The organism is Paenibacillus pinisoli, from assembly GCF_003605435.1.
Classification (GTDB): domain Bacteria; phylum Bacillota; class Bacilli; order Paenibacillales; family Paenibacillaceae; genus Pristimantibacillus; species Pristimantibacillus pinisoli.
In genome coordinates, this window is the sequence record NZ_QXQB01000004.1 from 92,843 (window position 1) to 117,842 (window position 25,000).

The 25,000-nt window shown below is 47.9% G+C and carries 18 protein-coding genes and 2 tRNA genes; 18 read left to right on the forward strand and 2 right to left on the reverse strand.

All coding sequences use genetic code 11. From position 1 onward, the window contains the following. Nucleotides 1–53: 53 nt before the first annotated feature. The 5 genes from polA (at nt 54) to D3P09_RS17615 (ending at nt 5,661) form a co-directional block, all read left to right on the forward strand. Nucleotides 54–2,729, forward strand: coding sequence for a DNA polymerase I (gene polA / locus D3P09_RS17595; RefSeq protein ID WP_120113324.1), 2,676 nt, complete (start codon nt 54–56; stop codon nt 2,727–2,729). A 59-nt stretch (nt 2,730–2,788) separates the two neighbouring features. Next, nucleotides 2,789–3,640, forward strand: coding sequence for a DNA-formamidopyrimidine glycosylase (gene mutM, locus D3P09_RS17600; RefSeq protein ID WP_120112649.1), 852 nt, complete (start codon nt 2,789–2,791; stop codon nt 3,638–3,640). 141 nt (nt 3,641–3,781) lie between these two features. After that, nucleotides 3,782–4,477 (forward strand): sporulation membrane protein YtaF, encoded by a 696-nt coding sequence (gene ytaF, locus D3P09_RS17605; protein WP_207892512.1) that lies wholly within the window; start codon nt 3,782–3,784, stop codon nt 4,475–4,477. Nucleotides 4,478–4,492: 15 nt separating this feature from the next. Continuing rightward, nucleotides 4,493–5,095 (forward strand): dephospho-CoA kinase, encoded by a 603-nt coding sequence (coaE, locus tag D3P09_RS17610; RefSeq protein ID WP_120112661.1) that lies wholly within the window; start codon nt 4,493–4,495, stop codon nt 5,093–5,095. Nucleotides 5,096–5,106: 11 nt separating this feature from the next. Then, a complete protein-coding gene (locus tag D3P09_RS17615) occupies nt 5,107–5,661 on the forward strand; it encodes a lytic transglycosylase domain-containing protein (protein ID WP_424452454.1) in 555 nt (184 codons plus the stop codon). Between the two features lie 96 nt (nt 5,662–5,757). Here the strand turns inward: D3P09_RS17615 and D3P09_RS17620 are convergent, their stop codons facing one another. Beyond that, entirely contained in the window at nt 5,758–5,973 is a 216-nt protein-coding gene (locus D3P09_RS17620; protein ID WP_120112665.1) for an alpha/beta-type small acid-soluble spore protein, read from the reverse strand. Between the two features lie 144 nt (nt 5,974–6,117). Here D3P09_RS17620 and nrdR point away from each other — a divergent pair, with 144 nt between their 5' ends. Both nrdR and D3P09_RS17630 read left to right on the forward strand, forming a co-directional pair. Continuing rightward, entirely contained in the window at nt 6,118–6,597 is a 480-nt protein-coding gene (gene nrdR, locus D3P09_RS17625; protein WP_119802497.1) for a transcriptional regulator NrdR, read from the forward strand. Between the two features lie 317 nt (nt 6,598–6,914). After that, nucleotides 6,915–6,990, forward strand: a tRNA-Ala gene (locus D3P09_RS17630). Between the two features lie 1,322 nt (nt 6,991–8,312). Here D3P09_RS17630 and D3P09_RS17640 read toward each other — a convergent pair. Further along, nucleotides 8,313–8,948 carry a transcriptional regulator gene (locus D3P09_RS17640; protein ID WP_120112669.1) on the reverse strand — a complete coding sequence of 212 codons (636 nt, stop codon included), beginning with the start codon at nt 8,946–8,948 and terminating at the stop codon, nt 8,313–8,315. A gap of 620 nt (nt 8,949–9,568) precedes the next feature. On the opposite strand from D3P09_RS17640, the gene D3P09_RS17645 reads away from it, so the two are divergent. From D3P09_RS17645 to D3P09_RS17695, 11 genes are all read left to right on the forward strand, one after another. Then, on the forward strand, nt 9,569–11,806 hold the full coding sequence (locus D3P09_RS17645; RefSeq protein WP_120112671.1) for a hypothetical protein: 2,238 nt from the start codon (nt 9,569–9,571) through the stop codon (nt 11,804–11,806). A gap of 20 nt (nt 11,807–11,826) precedes the next feature. Then, nucleotides 11,827–12,996, forward strand: coding sequence for a hypothetical protein (locus tag D3P09_RS17650; protein WP_120112673.1), 1,170 nt, complete (start codon nt 11,827–11,829; stop codon nt 12,994–12,996). Between the two features lie 68 nt (nt 12,997–13,064). Beyond that, a complete protein-coding gene (locus D3P09_RS17655; protein WP_120113326.1) occupies nt 13,065–14,465 on the forward strand; it encodes a glycosyltransferase family 2 protein in 1,401 nt (466 codons plus the stop codon). A gap of 32 nt (nt 14,466–14,497) precedes the next feature. Further along, complete coding sequence (locus D3P09_RS17660) at nt 14,498–15,301, forward strand: response regulator (RefSeq protein ID WP_120112675.1); 804 nt, start codon at nt 14,498–14,500, stop codon at nt 15,299–15,301. A 30-nt stretch (nt 15,302–15,331) separates the two neighbouring features. Then, the gene (locus D3P09_RS17665; RefSeq protein WP_120112677.1) at nt 15,332–16,684 is read left to right on the forward strand and encodes a nucleotide sugar dehydrogenase; all 1,353 of its coding nucleotides are present in this window, start codon (nt 15,332–15,334) and stop codon (nt 16,682–16,684) included. 82 nt (nt 16,685–16,766) lie between these two features. Then, entirely contained in the window at nt 16,767–17,591 is an 825-nt protein-coding gene (locus tag D3P09_RS17670) for a hypothetical protein (protein WP_120112679.1), read from the forward strand. Between the two features lie 17 nt (nt 17,592–17,608). Beyond that, nucleotides 17,609–18,967: a phosphoglucosamine mutase gene (gene glmM / locus D3P09_RS17675; protein ID WP_120112681.1), complete on the forward strand. Its 1,359-nt coding sequence runs from the start codon at nt 17,609–17,611 to the stop codon at nt 18,965–18,967. 71 nt (nt 18,968–19,038) lie between these two features. Continuing rightward, nucleotides 19,039–19,110: transfer RNA gene (locus tag D3P09_RS27745), tRNA-Ser, on the forward strand. 1,737 nt (nt 19,111–20,847) lie between these two features. Then, nucleotides 20,848–21,972, forward strand: a complete 1,125-nt coding sequence (locus D3P09_RS17685) for an NAD(P)/FAD-dependent oxidoreductase (protein ID WP_120112682.1) — start codon at nt 20,848–20,850, stop codon at nt 21,970–21,972. A gap of 187 nt (nt 21,973–22,159) precedes the next feature. Further along, on the forward strand, nt 22,160–24,181 hold the full coding sequence (locus D3P09_RS17690; protein ID WP_120112684.1) for a sensor histidine kinase: 2,022 nt from the start codon (nt 22,160–22,162) through the stop codon (nt 24,179–24,181). A 111-nt stretch (nt 24,182–24,292) separates the two neighbouring features. Beyond that, nucleotides 24,293–24,991, forward strand: coding sequence for a response regulator transcription factor (locus D3P09_RS17695; RefSeq protein WP_120112685.1), 699 nt, complete (start codon nt 24,293–24,295; stop codon nt 24,989–24,991). Nucleotides 24,992–25,000 lie beyond the last annotated feature (9 nt).

Sequence of the window (25,000 nt, forward strand, 5' to 3'; positions counted from 1 at the left end):
ATGATAGGAAGTAGGATGTTTAGCTTTGGAGAAACGGGGTGCTTCTTCTTTTTATGGATAAATGGATGTTGATTGACGGAAATAGCATTGCATACCGCGCGTTCTTCGCTATGCCGCCGCTGACCAATTCGGCCGGCCAGCATACGAACGCGATTTTTGGCTTTACGACGATGCTGCTGAAGCTGCTTGAGGAGCATAAGCCGACGCATGTGCTGGTCGCATTCGACGCGGGCAAGGTGACGTTCCGCCACGAAGGCTACAGCGAATACAAGGGCGGCCGGCAGAAGACGCCGCCGGAGCTGTCGGAGCAATTCCCGGTATTGAAGGATCTGATCGCTTCCTTCGGAATCTCCCAGTTCGAGCTCGACGGCTACGAGGCCGATGATATTATCGGCACGCTGACGAAGCAGGCGGATGAGCGCGGCGTGAAGACGGTCGTCGTGACCGGCGACAAAGATATGCTGCAGCTGTCCTCGGACGGCGTTACTGTCGCCGTGACGCGCAAGGGCGTCAGCGAAGTGGAGCTGTATACCCCGGAGTCGATTCAGGAGAAATACGGCCTTGCGCCGCTGCAGATTATTGATCTGAAGGGGCTTATGGGCGATACGTCCGATAACATTCCAGGCGTGCCTGGCGTTGGCGAGAAGACGGCGCTCAAGCTGCTGCATGAATATGCCTCGGTGGAGAATGTGCTTGGCAATCTGGACAAGCTCAAGGGCAAGCTGAAGGAAAACCTGGAGAATCACCAGGACGATGCGATCATGAGCAAAAAACTGGCGACGATCTTCCGCGAGGTTCCGCTGGAGCGGGATACAGAAGAGCTGCGCTGGAGCGGCTACGACAATGATAAGCTAGGCGAGGCGTTCCGCAAGCTGGAGTTCAAGTCGCTGATCGAGAAGCTGTCGCTCAGCTCGGACAGCGGCGCAACGGAATCCGAAGCGAAGGCTGCGCTGGCAGAGCTCAATATTACCGTTGTGGCAGAGGGTGATTCCGGCGAGCTGGAGCGTCTGGTGAAGGCGCTGCTGGCTTCGGACAAGCATGGTCTCTATATCGAGGCGATCGGCGAGAACCCGCATCATGCGGACCTGCTTGGCCTCTCTGTAGCTACGGAGGATGAAGTGTTCGTTCTCTCTATGGAGACGGTGAAGGGCTCGGGCGCAGAGGGCTTCCGCGAGTGGCTGGCGGATGAAGGCAAGCCGAAGTTCGGCTTCGATACGCATAAGGCGGAGCTGGCGCTGCGCTGGAACGGGCTTGCGCTTGGCGGCGCGGCATTCGATGTCCAGCTCGCCGCGTATCTGCTCGATCCGACGGACAGCGCGCTGTCCCTAAGCGCGATCCATGACCGCCAAGGACTGAGCGGCGTACCGTCCGACGAATCCGTCTATGGCAAAGGCGCCAAGTTCAAGGTGCCGGACGCGGAGGCGCTTCACCGCCATCTGGCGCTGAAGGCGGATGCGGTCAGAAGGCTTGTGCCGATTATGACCGAAGAGCTGAAGAGTCGAGGTATGAGCAAGCTGTATTTTGATCTGGAGCATCCGCTCTCCCGCGTGCTTGCGGGCATGGAGCATCAAGGCATCAAGGTGGAGAAGGGCGTGCTGGAGGACCTGGGCAAGGATCTGGAGTCGCAGCTCTCCCGCATCATGAGCGAGATCTACACGCTTGCAGGCACGGAGTTTAATATCAACTCGCCGAAGCAGCTGGGCGAGATTCTGTTCGAGAAGCTGGGCCTGCCTGCGAAAAAGAAAACAAAAACCGGCTACTCCACCGATGCGGAAGTCTTGGAGGAGCTTGCTCCTTACCATGACATCATTCCGCTTATCCTGCATTTCCGCCAGCTCTCGAAGCTGCAATCCACGTACGTGGAAGGCTTGCTGAAGGAGGTCCGCGAGGAGACGGGCAAGGTGCATACCTATTACCGCCAGACGATCGCGGCGACCGGGCGACTGAGCAGCCAGTTCCCGAATCTGCAGAACATTCCGATCAGGTTGGAGGAAGGCCGCCAGATCCGCAAGGCATTCGTGCCGTCGGAGCCAGGCTGGACGATTCTTGCTGCCGACTACTCGCAGATCGAGCTGCGCGTGCTCGCCCATATCTCCGATGACGAGAACCTGAAGGAAGCGTTCATCCATGATATGGACATTCATACGAAGACGGCGATGGATGTATTCGGCGTAACGGCTGAGCAAGTGGACAGCAATATGCGCCGCTCCGCGAAAGCCGTCAACTTCGGCATCGTATACGGCATCAGCGACTTCGGCTTGTCTCAGAACCTGGGCATTACGCGCAAGGATGCAGCCCAGTTCATCGAGCAGTATTTCAGCGTATTCAAGGGCGTGCGGGCTTATATGGACAATATCAAGGCCCAGGCGAAGCGCGACGGCTATGTGACGACGCTGCTGGACCGCCGCCGTTACTTGCCGGAGATCAAGGCATCGAACTTCAATCTTCGCTCGTTCGCCGAGCGGACGGCGATGAATACGCCGATTCAAGGCACAGCCGCCGACATTATCAAGCTGGCGATGGTGCAGATGGACGAAGCGCTGCGCGAGCGCGGCCTGAAGAGCCGCATGCTGCTGCAGGTGCATGACGAATTGATATTCGAGGTGCCGCCGGATGAGCTGGAGCTGATGAAGTCGCTGCTGCCGGAAGTGATGTCGAATGCGCTCGCGCTGTCTGTGCCGCTCAAGGCGGACGTCAGCTTCGGAGATAATTGGTATGAGGCGAAGTAAGCCCCATATAAGGCGCGCCAGGCTTGAATGAAGTATAATGGTTGTTGAGGTGAGGAGACATGCCTGAACTGCCAGAGGTAGAGACGGTTAGACGAACATTATTGGAGCTTGTCGCGGGCAAACGGATCAAGTCCGTCACCGTGAAGCTGCCGCGTATTATACAAAGGCCGGCCGATCCGGGGCAATTCTCGGACGCGCTTGCCGGCCATACGATTCAAACGGTAGAGCGCAGAGGGAAGTTCCTCCGCATTGTGCTGGACGGACTGGTGCTGGTATCGCATCTGAGGATGGAAGGACGCTACGGCGTATACAAGGCGGATGAGCCGGTAGAGCTTCATACGCATGTAATCTTCCACTTCGATGATGGAACCGATCTCCGCTACAAGGATGTACGCCAATTCGGCACGATGCATATCTTCAAGACGGGCGAGGAGCTGGAGCTGCCGCCGCTGAACAAGCTTGGCATCGAGCCGCTGGACGATGCTTTTACAGTGAATGTGCTGAAGAGCAAGCTGGAGAAGCGCACGACCAAGATCAAGCCGCTGCTGCTTAATCAAGAGCTGATCGTCGGACTTGGCAATATCTATGTGGATGAGTCGCTGTATCTGGCGCGCATTCATCCGGAGCGGTCGCCTGGTAGCCTGACTGGAGCGGAATGGAAGAGGCTGCATGAGGCGATTCGCTCCACCCTTGCGCGGGCGATAGATGCCGGCGGCTCGTCCATCAAGTCTTATGTGAATGGACAGGGTGAGATGGGCATGTTCCAGCATCAATTCCATGTGTACGGCAGGAAGAATGAGCCTTGCAATACATGCGGCAAGCCGCTTCACAAGTTTGTGGTCGGCGGCAGAGGCACGCATATCTGCACGAAGTGCCAGCCGATGAAGGAAGCTAAGCCGGCTAAGCCATAATCCAATTTGCCGCTATCTGTGCACCGAGGCAGAACCCCCGCATATGATGATGTTACGAACGATAGGCGGATGCCCTGTCGCAGGCCCCTCGGGAGATGAGCCGTGTAACAGCCATCCGCTCATGCGGGGAGGAGCTTTACGTTGATTGCACATTTGATATCGCTGGTCGTGCTTGCTTTTGCCGTTAGCTTGGATGGATTTGGCGTCGGCGTGACCTATGGCCTCAGGAAAATCCGCATCCCTTTTCTGTCGGTGTTCATTATCGCATGCTGCTCCGGATTTATCATTTGGCTCTCTATGCAGGCTGGAGGATGGATCGGCAAGTATATCTCTGAATCAGCCGCGTCGCTTATTGGCGCATCTATCTTGATCGCAATCGGATGCTGGGCGCTCATCCAGCTGGTGCGGGGCAAAAGCAACGACGACCCTGATTCGGCGGCAGATGGCAAAGGAACGGGAAGCGAACCCGCCAGAATTGCAGCCGCCGCAGAGACGGCCCAAGTGCTGAAGCTGGAGCTGAAGCGTCTGGGGCTGGTGATCCAGATCTTGCGCACGCCGCAGGCAGCGGACGTCGACCGGTCGGGCACGATCTCGTCTTCTGAAGCCGTCATGCTGGGCGTTGCCCTGTCGCTGGATGCGTTCGGCGCAGGTCTTGGCGCTGCGCTGCTGGGGCTTCCGACGCTTCTGACGCCGCTGGTCATTGCGGCCGCGGGCGCGCTGTTCCTGGTCGCGGGCACGCGGATCGGCATGCGGTTCGCGGCAAGGAAAGGCATGCATGTGCTGTCGTATGTGCCGGGCATATTATTGATTATGATAGGCATTATGAAGCTGTTATAAATGGAGGTGGTCGCAATGATCATTGGTTTGACCGGCGGAATCGCCAGCGGCAAGAGCACCGTCGGGCGCATGCTCGTCGAGCTTGGCGCAAGGCTTGTGGATGCCGATACGGTCGCACGCGAGATCGTGCGGCCCGGAGAGCCGGCGCTTGAGGCGATCGCCTCTCTCTTCGGACAAGCTGTCCTTCAGCCGGATGGCACGCTGGACCGGACTGCTCTGGGCAATATCGTCTTTAAGGATCCTGACCTGCTGGCCAAGCTGGAGGCCATCACGCATCCGGCTGTACGGAAGCGAATGTGGGACCAGATACATACGTATGCAGAAGCGGAGCCTAATGGACTGATCATAGGAGATGTGCCGCTTCTGTATGAGACGAAGCAAGCCGAGCTGTATGAAGGCATACTAGTAGTCTACGTGCCTCCAGAGCTGCAGGTTGAGCGGCTGATGAAGCGCAATGGGATGGACGAGGAGGAAGCGAGACGCCGGGTTTCTTTGCAGATGGATATCGAAGAGAAGCGCAAGAGGGCGGATTGGGTAATTGACAATAGCGGGACGGCCGAAGAGACGCAGGTTCAGGTTCAAGCGTTGTGGAATCGTCTAGTCAGGACGCCGGGATGAAGAGAGTGCGGATGAAGAAACGGTACGCTCTTGTATTGGTACTAGGTCTACTCGCCATCTTGTTCTTGAAATCTGATTGGTTAGCAGAATGGATGTATCCGATTTATTATAAGGAAGATATACGGGCAAGCGCATCGAATTACGATCTTGAGCCTCATCTGATCGCAGCCATCATACGTGCAGAATCCAATTATGTCACGGGCCGCGAGTCTAAGAAGGGCGCTTTGGGATTAATGCAGATTATGCCGGACACGGCTCATTGGGTCGTGGAGAGGGCGGGATTCGCCAAGGTGGATGATGACATTTTGCGTCACCGGGCGGATGTAAGTATTGAAGTGGGGGCTTGGTATCTCAATTCCCTGCATGCGCAATTCGAGCAAAATCCAGTGGCAGCCGTAGCCGCATACAATGCCGGTCCTGGCAATGTGCGCAAGTGGCTGGATGGCGGAAGCTGGGACGGGAGCATGAATAGTGTAGGCGACATCCCGTTCGGCGAGACGCGGCACTATGTACAACGGGTCTTTTACTATTATAATAAGTACAAGGATTTGTATCCCCGTTTCTAGGACGCATATGACCATTGAACGTTAAGGAAGCCTTGGAGAGCCCATCTCTTCTGGACAAGCTGCTCCAAGACTTTCGTTATTCATACAGATGAATCATTATTTTGTGCCGGCTAGGGATTGTTCAGCAATTTGAACCAGGCGACGGGTGATGGAACCCCCGATGGAGCCTGCGTCTCTCGTTGCCATGTTGCCATAGTAGCCGTCTTGTGGGATCGCGATACCCAGCTCTTGTGCAACTTCATATTTCAGTTGGTCCAGAGCTGCTGTCGCTTGCGGTACTACCAATTGGTTGCTGCTGCGGGATGCGCTCATTGATGTTCACCTCCTTGCGGTTGGTAACTGTATTATGCGCGATATTCCAAAGTTCATTACAGGAAACGAATGGGATTTCATGGATTGAGTTAACGTGTAAGGATGTATTCTGATGAAACAGTAAGTTGAAGGGAGGATATCACTATGAAATGTCCGTATTGCGACTATGCGGGAACCAAGGTATTGGACTCTCGTCCAGCCAACGAAAACAAGTCTATCCGCCGCCGCAGGGAGTGCGAGAAGTGCAACCGCCGCTTCACGACGTTCGAGATGATTGAAGAAACACCGCTAATCGTCATCAAAAAAGACGGCAGCCGCGAGGAATTCAGCCGGGACAAAATTCTTCGCGGCCTCATCCGCGCATGCGAGAAGCGCCCCGTGCCAGTCGAGCGCCTGGAAGTGATCGTCTCCGAGGTGGAGAAGGAGCTTCGCACGACAGCACATGCAGAGGTCGACAGCAGCGAGATCGGCGGCATCGTCATGAGCCAGCTCTATCCGGTCGACGAAGTAGCCTACGTCCGCTTCGCATCTGTCTATCGCCAATTCAAGGACATCGACATGTTCATGAAGGAGCTCAACAGCCTGCTGCATAAGCATCCGCTTAATGGCGGGGATAAGGGTTAGCGCGTGGAATAAAAGCAAATATAGAGCGGGGGAGCGTTGGTCTCCCCTGCTTCTTTTGTTGAACGAGGTAGAGAAATTGAGAAGGCGTATGAGGTAGATCGACATAGTGCCTGCATTATTTATTGAGAAGGCGTGTGAGGCGGATCGAGCATGGTGCCTGCATTATTTATTGAGAAGGCGTGTGAGGCGGATTGAGCATGGTGCCTGCATTATTTATTAAGAAGGAGTATAAGCGGAGCGGGCATGATGCCTGCCAAAAGGCAATTGACATCGCTTTCCTCCCATGGTATGATCTATCTTGTCGCTAATTTAATCACGGGGCCATAGCTCAGCTGGGAGAGCGCATCGCTGGCAGCGATGAGGTCAGGGGTTCGATCCCCCTTGGCTCCACCAAACACAAACTTCAACACGCCAAGTAACGGCGTGTTTTTTTGTGTTTGATGGAGCCCTTCACGAGGGCGAACCCCGGGATTCAGTTCGCGTGCAGGAAGTGATAGGGATGCTTCGAAGAAGAGGCTTCCAACGGACGAGCACGGCGTCCCAATTCACCGCTAAAGACGTGCGCTGGGAGATTCGGACCGTGTCATCGTCAGGTTGGCTTCGTCAGCATACAATCAGGATTTGGATATTCCATGAAGATACAACGAGGCAATAAGCTGAGGCATATCCTCTTAGGCCAATAGGCACTATAATTGCCACAAGCTCCAACCTAACGGAACAGAACGATCTTATTACGAAGAACAAGACCCAAATTAAAATGTAACGGAACTCAGCGGCGCTATTTGAGCAATTTGAGGCGAAAAACAAGGCATTTGCATCAATAACGCAGTTGAGTGCCGTTAGAATTTATTTTCGACTAATTTGGCCCAAATAAGGCTTCTTAGTTCCGTTAGCCCGATGCAAGCATCGCAAACATTCGCCAACATCCAAGGATCGCAAACTTTCGCCAACTTCCAAGCATCGCAAACTTTCGCCAACATCCAAGCTTCGCAAACTTTCGCCAACATCCAAGCTTCGCAAACTTTCGCCAACATCCAAGCATCGCAAATTCTCTTCAACATTAAGCTGATAAGTCCAATATCTAAAAATTTAGCCGGCTAGTATCAAATGGTGGAAGCCCGAAGGAGGTGGTTGGCAGCTTTCAAGCAACACCGCCTCTCACGATGGGAGATTCGCAAGGGGCGAGTTCAGTTCGTGCGGACAAATGAATCAATGTGCTCCCTTGAATCTGCATATCGGAGAAGCAGTCGTCCCAATCCACCGCTAAAAATCGTGCACTGGGAGATTCGCACCATGTCACAGTCGAGTTGGCTTCGTCAGCATACAATCAGGATTCGGAGATCCCATGACGATACAGAGAGGCAGTAATCCAAGAAGTATCTCTTCTTTCAGCTAAGCTCCATTGATGCCATAAACTCCAACGTAACGGAACAGCACGATCTTATTACTATGTACAAGGGCCAAAGTGAAACTTAACGGAACAGAATGATCTTATTAAGATGAACAAGAGCAAAATTAAAATGTAACGGAACTCAGTGCCGCTATTTGAGCATTTTGAGGTGATAAACGTAAAAATTTGCATCACTAACGCTTTTGAGTTCCGTTAAAATTTATTCTCGGCTATGTTGGCCTACATAAGGCTTCCTAGTTCCGTTAGCCCCATGCAAGCATTACAAACTCTCGCTAACATACAAATTTCGTAAATTCTCGCCAATTTACAGGCATCGCAAACTCTCGCCAACATTAAGCTGATAAGTCCGATACCTTATGTTTCCGCCTGCCACTACTAAATGATTGGCATCTACCAGTTTACGTAATACACTTCGAGCATATCGGTCTGTGACCCGAAGATGTACAGCAAGTTCATTCGGCGTAAAAGGTCTGAGTTGTCTGCGTGCATATCGAACCGCTTCTGCTTCCATGCAATTCAGCCGGGCATCCAACTCGAATGACAGAAACTTTCCAATGAACGATAAAATCAGTTGCTTGCAAAATTCCGGTTCTTCACGAATTGACAAGTACGCAATCGGCAAGAAGACCCAATCATCGAGAGACAATAAACTTTGTCTGCGGCAAAGATCTCTAAACCTTCGTGTATCCAAATCACGGGCATGCGACCGGTAATCTTGAATTTCAATATCTCCTTTCATATTTCCCGGTAAGAAAGCCAAATCGAGATACCTGTATCCGTGATTGAAATCACGAACCTCCCATTCGGGATATAAATAATCGAAGTTACCGACTACTGGATACCAAATGGAACGCAACATTTCCACCGTCCCGTGGCTTAATCCTTTTTGCAACAATTCGCGTCTTCGGTGATTCTTTTCATGCTCGATCTGATTCTGCATCCATAACTCATACTTTGTCTTAAAGATATACTGCCCCTCCTTATCACTTGAAAAATAAAAAAGCCGCTTCGATACATTTTAAGTATCAAAGCGGCATGTGCTTCATGTCCGTTGGTCCGAGTATAGCATTGAAGTCTGTTGTGATTCAAGGTGCATGCAAGAAGGTGTATTGAATTGATAACTTTTCTAAATACTCTGTTGACCAAGTATGCGATAGATTGCACCACTGGTAGATCATCTGAATGCGAATTATTTGTTATCTGATGATGATCGATTCTGGGAAAAAATTGATTTGGAGCCACATTTACCAAGTCCCAACCCCTAGGTAGAACCCATCCATAAATCCCAGATTAACTATCTATTTATGAGATTTTGATATCTGTTATCCTGACTTTCATAATCCCAAGAACAGCCTGCATTCGCAGGCTGTTCTTTCTGTTTTGCAATGAATAATTATTAGAGTTCTAAAAATTTATTAATGTCGTATAGGCCCAGATTTTATTGAGCGGGCTTGTCGCCTTATGCTACAGTATTGAGGCGCAGCAAGCGGCTTCAAGCCGACCGATCGTATATATGAATGCTTAACATATGACTAGAATACAGACATGAGGAAGAGGGCAATGAAAAAGTTATTCAAAAGTGGTTTTTTCAAAATAGGACTTGTTTTTATAATCGCGGGAGGAGCTGTCGCTTATTGGTTGATGCCGCCTGTGGCAAAGGTAGAAAGCACCGAAATCGGTAAAGGATATAAGGTGAAATTTAAAACGAACGGAACTCAAATTGAACAATTTCAAAACCAGTCATGGAATCCCTATTTTGCCAAAGGGGTCAATATGGGAGCAGCTGTTCCAGGACATTTCCCCGGCGAGCTTGAGATTTCGAGGGATGACTATATGAGATGGTTTGAAATGATTCAAGATATGGGCGCCAACGTCATTCGCGTGTACACCATTCTAAAACCGGAGTTTTACGAAGCTTTGGTCCGGTACAATGAGAAGCATCAGGATAATCCGCTCTTTTTCATTCAAGGGGTATGGAGTCCAGAAGAACAATTAATTGCAGGCCAAAACGCCTTTGACCCGAAAGTAAAACAGAAGTTTGAAAAGGAGGTTCGAGAGGCAGTAGAAGCGGTGTACGGAAATATCGAGCTTGAAGCTGAGGCGCATTCCGGAAAAGCCAGCGGCAATTATGTGTTTAATGCAGGGCCCTATCTCATGGGATGGATCGTCGGCACAGAATGGGATCCTATGATGGTGGATAAAACGAATAAGAACAATTCGGGTGCAGCTGATTATAAGGGAGAACATTTTCAAAGCAAATCTGATGCTAGTCCCTTCGAAAAATGGTTGGCCGAGATGGTCGACATAACAGCCACAACAGAAGCTAAGCACGGATGGCAGCATCCGATCGCATTCTCGAATTGGGTGACTACCGACCCGCTTGAGCATCCAGGTGAGCCATTAATTACTGAAGATATGGTCAGTGTGGATCCGTCGCATATCGAAGCCGTAGATTGGGATGCCGGTTATTTTGCCTCCTATCACGTTTACCCGTATTACCCTGATTTCTTTACCTTCGACAAATCGTTTCAAACGATGAAAAATGATAAAGGTGAAGTGGATAGCTACAAAACCTATCTTCACAAGCTGAAGGAATACCATAATGATATGCCGGTTATGATTACGGAATTTGGAGTTCCCGCCTCACAAGGCATTGCCCATACAGGCATGCTGGGGCGCAATCAGGGAGGACACGACGACAAAACACAAGGGGAAATGGATGCGGATATGTTCCGGCAAATCCATCAGGAGGGATACTCCGGCGCGATCTTGTTTACATGGCAGGACGAGTGGTTTAAGAAAACCTGGAACACGTTAAACTACGACATTCCTGACCGGCGGGCTTATTGGTATAACACGCTCACGAATGAATCGCATTTTGGAATACTCGGTATGTATCCAAGTAAAGATGATGTGATTCACATTGACGGGGATTCATCAGACTGGGACAAGCTCGATGATGGGGATAAGACTAAGCTAGATATGCAAATGAAAGGTTTTAATGAGATATGGGCTACGCATGATGAAGGATATTTATATCTCTTGGCCAAGTTAACTGAACCTTTAGATTTAACAGAAAATTCCGTCTATTTAGGATTCGACACATTAAAGGGTGGCAACCGCCATGCACCGCAGCTCCAAGAAAAGACGCTGGATGAAGGATTGGAAACCTTAATCGAACTCGGAAACAAGGATAAAGGGCAAATGATGATAGCCTCCAATTATGACTTCCATACCCGAATCTATGGCAAGCTGTCGAAAATATTAGCTTACGATCCAAAACATTTTCAAGACGATAGCGGACTCTTTAACCCATGGAAATTGGTCGTCAATTATTTGCTCGAATATCCGGATTCCCGTGTCGATCATCCCTTCGGCGATATCGAAGTAGGAAACTTGCTGAGAGGAACTAGCAATCCGCAAGATCCGAACTATAATTCGAAGGCAATGTGGCAGGCAAAAGGCAATATATTGGAGATTCGTATTCCATGGATGCTGCTAGGATTCAGTGATCCAAGCTCACTCAGCGCCATTAGTTACAAAGATACGGGAACGAAACAATTCGAATCCGAGAAAGTCGAGGGCGTTCGCATTGTTCCATGGATCGTCCGCAACGATTCGAAGGAAGTTATCGGCCTCGAAGGCAACAATCCCTATCCGATATCGAAACTTCCGCTTTACACCTGGAAAAGATGGGAAGATATCGACGTCAAATATGTGGAACGCCCAAAACAAAGTTATTCGATTATGCAAAAAGCGATGCGTGAAGTGAACCAACCGGTATCCGAGCATAAATAAAGGAAGGAAGGATTTTATTTGTGTATATCAACTTCGAAGTTGCAGTCAAATTTTTGTATGTTCTTATTATTTTGAATGTTGTATTCGTCGCCGCGGTTTATGCCATAAAAATCAAAAGGTTGAGAAGAACCAGAATAGAACGCAGGTTTGAGGTCAAATTCAAAGATTATTTTACCTATGTCCTGGTCAATATCGAAGGAAAAGAACCGCTGCAGGCACCGCCGTTTTCTTTGAACAAAGTAGAACAAGAAATATTGCAGGAACGCTTGAATGATATGATCGAAAATTTTACCGGAACACCTCGCGAAAAAGGTAAGGAGCTGTGCCAACGCTTGGGACTGGTGCACTATCATCTGGATCGTTTGAAAAAAGGCTCTTATGCTGTGAAAATCGATGCGGCGTATCATTTAGGCTGTATGAGAGTGCAGGAAGCTGTTCCGGATTTACTCCAGCTTCTCGCAACGCATAAGCTGAATTCTTCCCTCTTTGTCATCGCCCGGTCGATTGCGAAATGCGCTCGCAATGAACAGGATGTGAAGGAAATGGTAAAGCTCCTTCTGAGCCATAACAAAGGATTTTATGATTTGCTTGTAGACATGATTAAGGAAGCGGATATCGAACATGGGGCGCTGTTTGCTGAATTCATTCAACGGGATAGCAATGAGTATATCCTAATCGGACTGTGCGGATTGAGAGACTATACCGAGCCGACGGTAGCATCGGCTGTCTATCGTCTCATCGATTCCGAGGACAGAATGATTCAATCTATGGCCGTGGAAATCTATTTCAAATCAGTACACTTTATACCTAGAAACGTCGTTCAAAAGCTGCTTCAGCATCCGCTGGATGAACTGCGTGTCCTTACGATTGGGGCGATCGCCGATCAGAAGCTGGTTACGTATATCGATGTCATGAAAAACGCATTATTGGATGAAAGCAAGCGAGTATCCGCTGCCAGTGCGAAAGGGTTATTGCTTCTTGGAGAAGAAGGCATAGCCACATTATGCGGAGTCACTGCAGAAGTAAGAGGGTCAGAGCAAGGGGAATACCTCCAAATGCTTATTGAGGAAGAACTCAAATTTCTTTCGGTACAGCTCCATGACCTTGTTAAACTAACACGATATAATTCGCTCGCCTACCATTACGAAAAAACGCTAGGCAAGAACAAACGAATCTATCGTGTTGTATAGCTTATAGGTTTAGGAGGGAACAAAGCATGAGGCTTCTGGAATATTATTTACAACAAGCAATGGACTTCTTGCGCGACTTTTTATTGGGATACGGCTACTTTGCCATGTATTATGGACTCATTATAACGTTCATTTATTTCCTAATCTTCGGTTTGTCGATTCGTCATACTTACCCTCTGCAAAGAGGGATAAAATACAATCGCGTACGAAAGCTATCAGGTTCTGAACACGTACCGCCGGTGTCCATATTAGTTCCGGCATATAACGAAGAATTAATGATTAAGGAAAATGTGCGAAATTTATTGGCTTTGAATTATCCGGAATATGAGGTCATCGTCGTTAATGACGGCTCAAAAGACGATACAGCCAAAATTATGATCGATGAGTTTCAACTAAAAGAAATCAAGCCTTATGTTGCAAAACATATTAAAACCAACATGGTCAGAGGTTACTATCACAATCCTGAATATCCAAACTTGTATTTCATCGATAAGGAAAATGGGGGGAAAGCGGACTCCTTGAATGCAGGGATTAACCTTTCTCACTATGGTTTGATTTCTACGATTGATGCGGATTCACTTTTGGAAAAAGATGCTCTGACAAGAATCGCCAGAGTATATATGGAAAACCCCGAAGATACGGTAGCGGTCGGCGGAAATGTTCGAATCGTTAACAGTTGTACGGTAGAAGACGGGATGGTCAAAAACATCAGATTTCCCAAAAAAATGTGGCCTGCCCTCCAGAACGTTGAGTATATCAAAGCTTTCTTAGGCGGCCGGATCGGCTGGAGCTCCATTAACGGATTAATTATTGTATCCGGCGCCTTCGGCGTTTTTCAGAAGGATAAAGTGATAGCTATAGGCGGGTACCGCGGCGGATACCCTGGGGAAGATATGAACATCGTCATCAAGCTGCATCGTTATTGCTTGAAGAACAATATACCTTATCACGTCGGTTTTTGTCCGGATGCTGTTTGTTGGACACAAGCACCGGATACGTACCGGATTTTAAGCAGCCAGCGAATGCGCTGGGGGCGCGGTAACTTAAAAAACATGATCGAGGAAGGAATCCATATGATCTTCCGCCCCCGTTATAAATTGTTCGGATGGTTAACAATTCCTTATAACATCCTATTTGAAACCTTAAATCCTTATATCCGTCTGAGCGGGCTAATCGCCATGATCGGTTATTGGCTGCTTAATATGGCGGATTGGAAAACAGTCGTTGTGTTTATGCTGGTGAACTTTTTCTCCTGCTTCATTCTTAGCCTTGGCGCTTTATTTATCGAGGAAAAAGCTTTTAGCCGTTATCCTAAACTGAGTGATCTCAATAAAATGATGCTTTACTCTTTCCTTATGTTTCTCGGTTATCGTCAAGTTGGCGTTCTATGGAGATTCATGGGACACATCGACTTCTTCCGCAACAATAATTCGTGGGGAACGATGGTTAGAACCAATTTCAACAAATAATATCAAGTATATAGATAAAAGGAGTGGAGAATGTGGCCATTGTCATTCGAAACAACATTCAGGAAATTACGCTGCAGCTTTTACAATTCGTTCATTTGGCAACCAAGAAGAGCGCTTCGTGCGGAGTCATTTTGGCTCCTTGCAAGAATATGAACCCCAAAACACTCGAACAGGCAAAATTACTTATGAGCAACAACGATGCCTCTCTTTCGGTCCAATTTTTCTATGACGATCCTAATCAGGTGCTGTGTGCGGTTTTGGACAATGGAACCATGGGCAATACCCATTACGCGTCTCTGGTGCTAAAAGATTTTCTCCAAGATCAGCATCTGCTGCAAGGGCAATTGATTGTATCCAGCTTTCCGGAGAGCGGGAACCCGACCAAGTCTACGATCGAGAAATTCATGCTACAAGCGATTCGGAGCAAAGGGAAGGAAGGAAACATTCACTTCTTTACGGGGGCCAATGCTGCCGCATCCGTTCTTATAGTCGATACGGACGATATTATACGTGAATTTATCAAGACCCGGCTGGAGTTAAAGGGGTATCGCGTACATGAGGCCAAAGATGGACAAGAAGCTTACCATGTATTCGTTCGAGAATTGCCGGGCCTCGTCATTACCGAATTGAATTTGCCTATCATCGATGGATATCAACTCATCCGCAAGATTCAAGCTACTAACTCGTATGAAGGCGAGGTTATCGTTCTGACAGACAAGCAGCTCACGGAAAACATGAGTCGTGCTTATGAGTCAGGAGCTGCCGACTACGTGACAAAACCTCTTTCGATCTCTGAATTAGAATGGAAAATTAAGAGATTGACTAAAAACAATTAAAATTGTGAATTCGAGAGGAGCGGATACGATATGAATTACAACCATTTAAAAGAAAAACTGCAAAGTAAAACGGCGAAGGTAGGCGTCATTGGTCTAGGGTATGTAGGATTGCCATTAACGATGGAAATGGTGAAAGGCGGCTTTACCGTCTATGGGATTGATTTGGATAACCGTAAGGTAGAGTCCCTTCTTGATGGGGAGTCCTATATTCAAGATGTGCCAAATTCTATGGTGGCCGATGCCGTGGGCAGCGGGAAATTTGTGCCAACGAACCGATTCGAAACGATTCGGGAATTGGATACGATCAGCATTTGCGTGCCGACTCCGCTCAGCGAACACCAAGATCCAGACACCTCCTTTATCGTGAGCGTTGTGAATGAGATCAAGAAGTATATCCAAAAAGGAACCTTGATCGTCCTAGAAAGCACGACGTATCCCGGAACGACCGAAGAATTAATTGAATATGAGCTTGAGGCTCTGGGATTAACGGCAGGCCGGGATTTCTTCCTATGCTTCTCGCCGGAACGCGTGGACCCGGGTAATCCCAATTACAATACGTACAATACGCCCAAGGTCATTGGCGGAACTACCGAGAAATGCAAAGAACTAGGCGTCATGCTTTACAACAACGTGGTCAAAACTGTCGTTCCGGTTTCTTCTCCGAAAGTAGCGGAGATGTCAAAGCTGCTTGAAAATACGTTTCGCAGCGTCAATATCGCTTTCGTCAACGAATTGGCCATGATGTGCGATCGAATGGCCATTGACGTGTGGGAAGTTATTCAAGCTGCTTCTACGAAGCCGTTCGGATTCATGTCCTTTTATCCGGGGCCGGGAATCGGCGGTCACTGCATTCCGCTGGATCCGATGTATTTGTCTTGGAAAGCAAAAGAATTCCGTTTCTATAGCAAGTTTATCGAATTGGCCCAATCTATTAACGATAATATGCCAGAATATGTGCTCAACAAAACGGCTCAAGTCTTAAATGTATATGCGAAATCAATCCGCAACTCGAGAGTGCTGCTATTAGGTATGTCCTATAAGCCGGATATCGACGATCTGCGTGAATCTCCCGGCTTGGAAATCTATGAATTGTTCAAAAAAAGCGGAGCGAAAGTCGAGTATTACGATCCGTATGCAACTACGTTCAAAGACGAGCAAGGTCACGTCGTTCAGACGGTAAAATACGACCCAGATGCATTCTCCCAATACGATTGCTTGGTGTTGATTACCAATCATCGAAGCTTCAGCTATCATGAGTTAGCCGAAATTGGAGTTCCGATCATTGATACACGTAATGCCTTTGCAGATATCGAGTCGGATAACATTCATAAGCTGGGAACCGGAATGAATCAAAAAGCTGCGAAAGTTCCTGTTGGTGCTTAAGCTCGTAACTCGAAGAAAGATGCCATTATTTAAAATTATCCTGATTACCTTGCTACCCTGCATGGTGATCGGGGCGGTTCTTATGCTGAAATGGGGATCCGAAAAGCCGCCTGTTAAGGCAACCTGGGTATGGGATACAATGGCTTTGATGAAGGACAAAAACGAAATGCTCGCCTTTGCCGAAGAGCAAGGAGTGAATGTAATCTACCTGCATGTCGACCGCAAAGCCAGAGACTTTGAACCTTATCGAGCCTTCATCGAAGAAGCTCACGGATTAGGGATTGAAGTCGAAGCGTTAGGAGGAGATCCAGCCTGGGGATTAACCGAATATCAACAGGATATTGAATCCTTTATTGGATGGATTAAAGACTATCAGCTTGCTGCAGGTGAACGAGCCGCATTTGACGGCATCCACGTGGACATTGAACCTTATCTGTTGAAGGAATGGAAGCAGGATCGTGACGATATCGTACGCCAATGGATGGGGAATGTGGAGTTTTTGGTTAAAAAAGCAAAGAAAGACACGTCCTTGCGGGTATCGGCCGATCTTCCTTTTTGGATTCATAAGATTCCTGCCAGCGATAGCGAGAGCGTCGGTTCCTGGATGATCGATCAGCTCGACGGTGTGGTGCTCATGAATTACCGGAATTTCGCGATCGGAGAGAACGGCATTATTGCCAATGCTCTGCCGATGATTAAAGAAGGAACTCGAGCAGGGAAACCTGTAATTATAGGTCTGGAAATGGCTCCTTCTGATGAAGGGGAGCATATTTCTTTTTATGAAAGTGGCACCTCCAGCATGCATCGGCAAATGCAGTTGAGCCATATGGTCATGCGGTGGCATACCGGATATCAAGGCTTTTCCATCCATGACTACAAAAGGTGGAGAGAAGCCGCGAAATCGTAAGGAAAGGAAAGATACGTATGGGTAAATATTTTGGAACAGATGGGGTACGAGGAGTAGCAAACAGTAAGTTGACTCCTGAGCTGGTATTTCGATTAGGCCGGTCAGGCGGATATGTGCTGACTCGGAGCAAGCAAGGGAAGCGACCTAAAATTGTAATTGGACGGGATACCCGCATTTCAGGAGAAATGCTGGAAGCTGCTCTTATTGCAGGCTTGTTGTCAATCGGTGCAGATGTTGTACGTTTAGGGATTATCTCTACGCCAGGCGTAGCGTACTTGACGAAAACAAGGGGAGCGGATGCTGGGGTGATGATTTCCGCTTCTCATAACCCTGTGGAGGATAACGGGATTAAATTTTTTGGAGGAGACGGATTTAAGCTATCGGATGAAATGGAAGCGGAGATTGAAGCGCTCCTTGATTCGGATGAAGATCGGATTCCACGTCCAATTGGCGGCGATGTGGGCAGGGTGCAGGATGATCTCGAAGGCGGACAAGCCTATATTTCTTATTTAAAGTCTACGGTTAAAAATCGGTTCGATGGGCTTAAAGTGGTATTGGATTGTGCCAATGGGGCAGCTTCGATGCTCGCTCCGCAGCTTTTCCGCGATTTGGGTGCCGACACGGTTGTCCTGGCGCATCAACCGGACGGGTTAAATATTAACAAAGAATGCGGCTCTACGCACCCTGAAGCGGTTCAACAGGCTGTTTTGGAACATCAGGCCAATTTAGGCCTTTCCTTTGACGGAGATGCGGACCGGCTCATTGCCGTCGATGAGAAGGGAACGATCGTTGATGGGGACCACATCCTCTTCATTCTGGCCGGATTCATGAAGAAGCAACATCGTTTGAATAACAATACGGTGGTCTCTACTGTGATGAGCAACCTGGGCTTCTATAAGGCGATGGAGAAAAATGGAATAGAGGCTAAACAAACCAAAGTCGGAGATCGCTATGTATTGGAGGAAATGGTACAAGGCGGATATAGCCTGGGCGGGGAACAGTCGGGCCATATTGTGATGCTGGACTATAATACGACTGGAGACGGCATGTTGTGTGCGATCCAGTTAATGGATGTGCTGGTGTCCGAATCCGAGTCTCTAAGCGGGCTTGCTGAGTGCATGACCAAGTACCCGCAGCTTCTGGTGAATGTTCAAGTAGAGGACAAGTCGATGCTGGCAGGGAATCAAAAGATCGAAGAAGCCATCAAATCAGTAGAGCATAAGATGGGCGGGAACGGAAGAGTGCTAGTTCGCCCTTCAGGCACAGAATCGATTGTTCGAGTTATGGCAGAGGGTCCGAATGAGCAAGAGCTTTCCAGCTTTGTAGGTCTAATTGTCGATGTTGTTAAGGAAGAATTGGCATACAATCTTGTTTAATCGAATGGGGCGAAATTTCGGAATGCGGTCCTCAGAAACCTAGTCAGAACAAAGCTTCCGCGGTTTTAATCGGACTACATCGGACAACCATTCCATCGCTGGCAGCGATGAGGTCAGGGGTTCGATCCCCCTAGGCTCCACCATAATAAACAATTTAACCACATCCATTGGATGTGGTTTTCTGTTTATTATGGTGGTAGCCCATAGGGGGCGAACCCCGGGGTTCAGTCCGCGTGGACGGAGTGGATGAAAAGTCATCCTGTATAACTTCGAACGGAGGAGCACGGCGTCTGAATCTACCGCTAAAAGTCCTCGTCGATTCGGCTTCGTCAGCAGATTCGGACATCCCATGATGATACAAAGAGGCAATAAGCCAAGAAGTATCCTCCTAGGCTCCACAAACTCCTCAAATTCCAACGTAACGGAACAGAACGATCTTATTATGATAAACAAGAGCCACGTTAAAATGTAACGGAACTCAGCGGCACTATTTAAGCAATTTGAGGCGAGAAACAAGAAATTAGCATCAATAACGCATTTGAGTTCCGTTAGAATTAATTTTCGACTACTTTGGCCCAAATAAGGCTTCTTAGTTCCGTTAGCCCGATGCAAGCATCGCAAACTTTCGCCATCATCCAAGCTACGCAAATTCTCGCCAACATTAAGCTGATAAGTCCGATACCTTATGTTTCCGCCTGCCACTACTAAATGATTGGCATCTACCAGATTACGTAATACACTTCGAGCATATCGATCTGTAACCCGAAGATGTACAGCAAGTTCATTCGGCGTAAAAGGTTTGAGTAATCTGCGCGCATATCTAACCGTTTCTGCTTCCAAGCAATTCAACCGGGCATCCACCTCGAACGACAGAAACTTTCCAATGAACGATAAGATCAGCTGCTTGCAAAATTCGGGTTCTTCCCGAATCGACAAGTACGCAATCGGCAAGAAGACCCAGTCATCGAGAGACAATAAACTTTGTCTGCGGCACAGATCTTTAAACCTTCGTGTGTCCAAATCTCGGGCATGCGACCGGTAATCTTGAACTTCAATATCTCCTTTCATATTTCCCGGTAAAAAAGCCAAATCGAGATACCTGTACCCGTTATTGAAATCACGAACTTCCCATTCGGGATGTAAATAGTCGAAGTTGCCGACAACTGGATACCAAATGGAACGCAGCATTTCCACCGTCCCGTGGCTTAATCCTTTTTGCAACCATTCGCGTCTTCGGTGATTCTTTTCCTGCTCGATCTGAATCTGCATCCACTGCTCATACTGTTTCTTAAATATATACTTGCCCCTCCTTATCACTTGAAAAATAAAAAAGCCGCTTCGATACATTTTAAGTATCAAAGCGGCATGTGCTTCATGTCCGTTGCTTCGAGTATAGCATTGAAGTCTCTACTGATTCAAGGCGTATGAATTAAGGAGTAATGAATTGAATGAATTAATCTTGCTAATATTCTCTGATCAAATTCGCGATAGATTGCATCGCTTGTAGCGATGTGACCAGAGTTCGCTCGTACGCAGATTTAAGCTTCGAATGGAAACTTAGCTTCTGAATCTACCGCTAAAATCGCGGACTAGAGTAGCTTCTGAATCTAACGCAAATTCTTCGTCGAGTTGGTTTCGTAAGCCATATCAGAAATCGGACATTTCAAAGTTGGATTTTTGTTCTGCCCAACAATATGCTAATTACACAATTAGATTACTCATTGACCATCTTAAGTACATGGAATTAATTTTAGTATTGGTGATCCTGTCTAGACTGAGGTTATTAGTTATTATTTGCTATAATAAAAATAGGAAAGTTCAAAAAAGTGTGAAATTCGTATATTAAGCTTAATCAATACACGGCAGAAAGGATTTCAGAAATGAAAAAGGTTATTGTAATCGGCGCAGGAATTTTAGGGGCTTCAGCGGCATACCAGCTAAGTAAGTTAGGTGCTGAAGTTATCATAATAGATCGTAAAGATGCAGGACAAGCAACGGATGCAGCAGCGGGAATTATTTGTCCATGGTTGTCGCAACGCCGGAATAAAGCATGGTATCGTCTTGCGAAAGCGGGAGCAAGCTTCTATCCGTCACTTATTCAGGAGTTGGAGGAAGCGGGAAATGCAGGGACTGGTTATGCGAAGGTGGGCGCGATATGTATTCATGATGACTTAAATAAACTGCTCGCAATCAAAGAAAGAGCGGAACTTCGCAGGGAGGACGCCCCTGAAATAGGCGAACTTACGCTGCTGACGGATCGTGAAGCGCAAGAGAAGTTTCCATTATTGTCGGAAGGTTATCATGCTCTGCATGTATCGGGTGCGGCAAGAGTGGATGGACGCCAATTGCGTGAAGCGTTATTAAGAGCTGCACAGCGTAATGGAGCGCAAATGATCGAGGGGGACGCTATTCTAGAGCATGATCATCATGAAATTAGCCATGTTAGAGTTGGACAACAGACATTCAGGGCTGATGAGGTGATGGTGTGCGCAGGTGCCTGGTCCAATGCACTGCTTCATCCGCTTGGGATAATGGTCAATGTGCGTTATCAAAAGGCGCAGATCATGCACTTGCATTATACCGGGCAAGAGAACACTGAGCAATGGCCTGTTGTCATGCCGCCAACCGATCAATATTTACTTGCATTTGCTGATCAGAATATCGTGATAGGCGCTACTCATGAAAATGATGTTGCTGGATACGATACTTCTGTAACCGCAGGCGGAATGCAAGAATTATTAAATAAAGGTCTTCAAACAGCTGCCGGTCTTGCGGATTGCAGCCTGAATGAGATAAGAGTAGGATTCCGTCCATTTACTGCGGATTTTCTTCCGGTGCTAGGAAGGGTTCCTGGATGGAAGAAACTCATTGTTGCTAATGGGCTCGGTTCATCCGGATTAACGATGGGACCCTTTCTGGGAGAGCAGCTAGCCAAGTTAGCGATGAATCAACAGGCAGCTATTCCGCTAGAAGACTATGCGGTAGAGAAAGCCATAAGCGAGTAACGGAGGTTGCTTAGATTTTCGCTTAGCATATAAGAAGCAAAACTCGCCTTAGCATTGGCGAGTTTTCTTTTTGTTCCCCAATCATCTTGAATGACTCCGCTCATTAAGAACATCTATACGAATGCCTTGAACAACGATAGACTGTAGGGAATCAAGATGCATAAGTAAAAGGGAGCGAGTGGGCCGCATGAATCACACGAATGTACGGATAAGATGGTTAACGCTTATTGCGTTAGTTGCGGCAGGATTTGTTCTTCCGTTTATTCCCGTTGGGATGGCCTCTCCTATCCAGCCAGCAGCGCCTGCAAAAGTCGTATGGGACGCCTATTATTATGGGAATTTGCCGGAAGAGCAGGTTCCCGTCCAGTGGCACTCTTTAGCATCTGAAGATTACCGCGATAATGCTACAGGTTTTGGACAAGATTTGTGGCTGAAGGGCGAATTGCCGACTGGGATAAGGCCATCCGGGGAGCTGCTTATCTATTATTATATGGTTGATGATTTTGAAATCGCTTTGTTCGCAGGGAACAAGCCTGTTTTTGTATCCGATCCGTTGTTGCCTGCCGGGTTTGTTACGTGGCGGATCATTTCCTATGAGTTGGAAGGCGACGATACAACATTGTTAGTCCGATTGTCACCGCATCAAGATGTGGAAAAAGGGTTTGAAGTATGGTCTGGCCCGGCGGCCTCCTTGACGCTGAAGCAATTGCAGAGAGAAGTGCCAGCATGGGCAGGAGCGGCAATATTAATGGTACTGAGCCTGATTTCACTTATCGGTTTTTGGCTTCAGCGCTCACAACTGCTATTTATATACTTCTCTGTATTTTTCATGAGTTTAGCTATTGATCTGATGATTCTGTGGGGAGGCTGGCAGTACGTTTTGCCGGAGCAATCGTTGACGGCATGGGGGACCGCTATTCATTTTAATTGGTATATGGGGCATGCCATCGGCATTCTAATTACCTGTGACATTGTTGCAACTTCCAAAGAAGCATGGGTGCACAAGCTGGGATACGGTGTGGGCCTCTACGCCGCAGTGGCTACAGCAGTCTCAATCATTCTGGGCGACCGCGTTCAGCTTGTATTGTACAAGCTGTTTTACGGTTATATTTCTACGGCTATTCTAATTGTTATCCTGTTCGTGCTTTTTCGCGCACTCAGACGACGGCGGGATACGGAAATTCGGTTGTTTGCAGTTGGCAATGTAGCCTTTGTTATCGGACTAGTGATTGATCGGATGGTTGGCGGTCAACTTGGAGGCGCACCACAGGCAGAGACGATGATGAATGCAATGGAAAAGCTAGTCCATGTGAGATGGACATTTGCCGGCTCTGCCGTAGCAATCGGCTGTCTAAGCATCATTATGGCCATGAGGCTGATGCGAATGCTTCAACTCCATTCAACCAATCGTGCGCTTCAGGAGGCCAACAGCGAGCTTCGCATAGCAAATGATAAATTGGAGCGATTGGATAACATTCGCGGCAACATGTATTCCGAAGTAAGTCATGAATTGAATACTCCGATTACGTCTATTAAAGGGTACGTCCAGCTCATGCTGAATGGAACGATTCAAGCAGGGAATTCCCGGTATCTTCAAGTGATTCTCGACAAAACATTGACAATGGAAAGAACCGTCGAAGATATGATGGAAATGGCTCGACTTGAAAATAAACATATGCTATTTGAACCCGAAATGCTCCCTATTAACGAGTTAATAAACCAAATTTGCGGCAAGTTTAAATTTGTGATGTTGGAGAGCGGAATTGATTTACAGTGGTCTTTACTTCCATTCGATACAACGGACGGACGTGTGCCTGCTATCTATGCAGATCCGCATCGTGTGGAGCAGACGCTCGTCAATGTACTCTCCAATGCACGTAAATTCAGCAAGGACGGAAGTGTGGTACATGTCGAATTATCGCTGGAGGACACGGACGACAAGCCGCTGTCATCGTTATTGATTAGGGTCATTGATCAGGGATCAGGCATTGCGAAGGAGGATCAGCCGCATGTTTTTGAACGGTACTACCGGGGAAAGACGGCTAAGGCGAACGCAATCTCAGGCATTGGACTCGGGCTGTCCATCTGTCGTGAAATTATGGCAGCCCAGAAGGGTGAAATCCGTCTTGAGCATTCTTCCGCGACAGGCAGTATATTTCAACTCCGATTCCCGCTGTGTTGGGCAAACGATGAAACAAAAGATAATTAATGGAGGAAAAAGCAAAATAAACTCACTTTTAAACTACTCTTAAACTTGGTTTATTACGATAAGCTTGTGTCCTTTGCGAGAATACAGGCTGGCAGAAAGGAGATACAGTTGATGAGCACTGGACATATTTTGATCGTAGAGGATGAGGGGGATATCCGAGAATTGCTTCGTCTTTGTGTGGAAGGCGGCGGATATCGCACATCGACTGCAGGGGGAGCGAAGGAAGCACTGGCTTTACTGCAAGTCGAAATGCCTGATTTGGCATTGCTTGATGTAAATCTGCCAGATGGTGACGGCATGGAATTATGTGCGGAAATCCGTGAACGATCCAATATTCCGATCATACTGGTGACAGCTCGCAAGGGCGGTGAAGATATTGTGGCTGGTCTCGAAGGCGGAGCGAATGATTACATTGTGAAACCCTTTGATGTGAATGTGGTCATAGCTAGGATTCGGGCGCAGCTTCGCGGCTTCGCCTACTGGAAGAAGACGTATCAACCGTACAAATTGATTAGCGGCGATTTGCAGATTGATTTGAAGAGCTGCAGCGTGACGGTGGGAGAGAAAGAGATCATCCTTTCGGCAAAAGAGCGCCAGTTGCTGCTGTTCTTGGCAGAGCATCCCAATCAGGTATTCAGCGCGAGTCTGTTGTATGACCGGATTTGGGGCTTGGATGGGACAAGTGAAGAGAATACAGTCAGTGTACATATTCGCTATTTGCGCAAGAAAATTGAAAGCAATCCTTCATCACCTCGATATATACAAACCGTTCGCGGATTCGGATACAAGCTTTGTTGGACGGATGAGTAAAAAACGGAG

Bases quoted from the DNA above. Each gene is read 5' to 3' on its own strand.
- mutM (WP_120112649.1), top strand. From the start codon at position 2,789: ATGCCTGAACTGCCAGAGGTAGAGACGGTTAGACGAACATTATTGGAG.
- nrdR (WP_119802497.1), top strand. From the start codon at position 6,118: ATGAAATGTCCGTATTGCGACTATGCGGGAACCAAGGTATTGGACTCT.
- D3P09_RS17695 (WP_120112685.1), top strand. From the start codon at position 24,293: ATGAGCACTGGACATATTTTGATCGTAGAGGATGAGGGGGATATCCGA.
- D3P09_RS17615 (WP_424452454.1), top strand. From the start codon at position 5,107: ATGAAGAAACGGTACGCTCTTGTATTGGTACTAGGTCTACTCGCCATC.
- polA (WP_120113324.1), top strand. From the start codon at position 54: ATGGATAAATGGATGTTGATTGACGGAAATAGCATTGCATACCGCGCG.
- D3P09_RS17685 (WP_120112682.1), top strand. From the start codon at position 20,848: ATGAAAAAGGTTATTGTAATCGGCGCAGGAATTTTAGGGGCTTCAGCG.
- glmM (WP_120112681.1), top strand. From the start codon at position 17,609: ATGGGTAAATATTTTGGAACAGATGGGGTACGAGGAGTAGCAAACAGT.
- D3P09_RS17640 (WP_120112669.1), bottom strand. From the start codon at position 8,948: ATGCAGAATCAGATCGAGCATGAAAAGAATCACCGAAGACGCGAATTG.
- D3P09_RS17620 (WP_120112665.1), bottom strand. From the start codon at position 5,973: ATGAGCGCATCCCGCAGCAGCAACCAATTGGTAGTACCGCAAGCGACA.
- coaE (WP_120112661.1), top strand. From the start codon at position 4,493: ATGATCATTGGTTTGACCGGCGGAATCGCCAGCGGCAAGAGCACCGTC.
- D3P09_RS17690 (WP_120112684.1), top strand. From the start codon at position 22,160: ATGAATCACACGAATGTACGGATAAGATGGTTAACGCTTATTGCGTTA.
- D3P09_RS17645 (WP_120112671.1), top strand. From the start codon at position 9,569: ATGAAAAAGTTATTCAAAAGTGGTTTTTTCAAAATAGGACTTGTTTTT.
- D3P09_RS17665 (WP_120112677.1), top strand. From the start codon at position 15,332: ATGAATTACAACCATTTAAAAGAAAAACTGCAAAGTAAAACGGCGAAG.
- D3P09_RS17670 (WP_120112679.1), top strand. From the start codon at position 16,767: ATGCTGAAATGGGGATCCGAAAAGCCGCCTGTTAAGGCAACCTGGGTA.